The organism is Peptoniphilus indolicus ATCC 29427, assembly GCF_000227315.1.
Classification (GTDB): Bacteria; Bacillota; Clostridia; order Tissierellales; family Peptoniphilaceae; genus Peptoniphilus; species Peptoniphilus indolicus.
In genome coordinates this window covers 1-1,604 of the sequence record NZ_JH165101.1, presented here as the reverse complement: position 1 = coordinate 1,604, position 1,604 = coordinate 1, and the positions used below count along the sequence as shown (strand labels likewise).

General features: G+C 30.5%; 2 protein-coding genes. Both read left to right on the top strand.

Annotated elements, in window-relative coordinates:
• Window positions 1-215 precede the first annotated feature (215 nt).
• Entirely contained in the window at window positions 216-1,001 is a 786-nt protein-coding gene (gene proB / locus HMPREF9129_RS10100) for a glutamate 5-kinase (RefSeq protein ID WP_004823443.1), read from the top strand.
• A 47-nt stretch (window positions 1,002-1,048) separates the two neighbouring features.
• Window positions 1,049-1,558 carry a cysteine hydrolase family protein gene (locus HMPREF9129_RS10095; RefSeq protein WP_004823441.1) on the top strand — a complete coding sequence of 170 codons (510 nt, stop codon included), beginning with the start codon at window positions 1,049-1,051 and terminating at the stop codon, window positions 1,556-1,558.
• Window positions 1,559-1,604 lie beyond the last annotated feature (46 nt).

Below are 1,604 nucleotides of genomic sequence, written 5' to 3'. Positions count from 1 at the left end.
GAACAATTTACCAAGAAAAATCCTAAATTACCGAACGCCTCTAGAGGTGTTCATAAAAGAACTAAATAAATTAGGGTTAGTTGATATTTTGGGAGAAATAGTTCAATTTGATATTGCAATTTAGGTAAAAAAATATTAAATATATTAATCATTATATTATTGAATTAGAAAAGTCAGTGTAGTATATTAAACAGTAATACTATTCGGAGGGAAGAATGAGAAATTTTAGTAATAAATTGGAAAAAATAGTTATAAAAATAGGGTCATCCTCAATAACTCATAAAAATGGAGCAGTTAATATTGAAAGAATAGAAGAGTTAGCTAAGGAGATTTCAAATATACAAGATAAGGGAATAAATGTTGTATTAGTTTCATCAGGAGCAATTGCGTGTGGAGCGAAACAACTTGGAATGGGAAAAAGGCCAAGAGATACAATAGGAAAGCAAGCTACTTCAGCAGTTGGACAAGTTGCGCTTATGAATACATATAACAGAGCTTTTGGCGAATACGGTTATAAAGTAGGTCAAGTATTACTTACAAAGGTAATAGAAACAGATGAGAAAATGAGTGAAAACGCACGTAATACATTTGATCAGTTGATGAAGATGGATGTAGTTCCAATTGTAAATGAAAATGATACGATCTCAACGTTTGAAATTATGTTTGGAGATAATGACACTTTATCAGCTGTAGTGGCTAGACTTATAGATGCTGATTTATTAATTTTATTATCTGATATAGATGGATTATATACAGATGACCCAAACAAAAATAGTGATGTAGAATTAATTAAAGAAGTAAATATAATCGATGAAAATTTAAAATCTATGGCTAAAGATTCAGATTCAAGTGTCGGAACGGGTGGTATGGCAACAAAGATAAAAGCTTGCACAATGTGTATGGAAAAGGGAATAGATGTTGTAATAGCTAATTCTGATGATTTAAAAAATGTTAGAAAGATAGTTAGGGGAGATGAAATTGGAACAATCTTTAAGAGATAAATTAATAGAAAGTACAGAGGAAATATATTTACTATAAGAGGTATAATATGAAAATTTTAGTAGTTGTGGATATGCAAAACGATTTTATAAATGGAAGCTTGGGAACTAAAGAAGCAGTTGATATAGTATCAAATGTAAAAGATAAAATTGATAGTTTTGATGGGAAAATATATTATACAAGGGACACTCATGGAGAAGATTATCTTGAAACTGAGGAGGGGAAGAATTTACCGGTTAAACATTGTATTAAGGGAACTGATGGTTGGGAAATTCATCCTGATTTGGCAATAAAAGGTAAGATTTTTGATAAGGGCTCATTTGGAGCTGTTGAATTAGCTGAGGAGTTAAGGGAATTGGATAGAGAAGATAAAATTGACAGTATAACTTTAGTTGGACTTTGTACAGATATTTGTGTAGTATCAAATGCGCTTCTAATAAAATCATATCTGCCTAATATACCTATAAAAGTTGATGAGAGTTGTTGTGCGGGTGTGACTTTAGAAAGTCATGAAAGTGCAATTAAGACTATGAAGATGAATCATATACAAATCATATAGTTAAAATAGTATTAAAGAAGAGGTTGTTGCAAAAGTCTCAAAATGA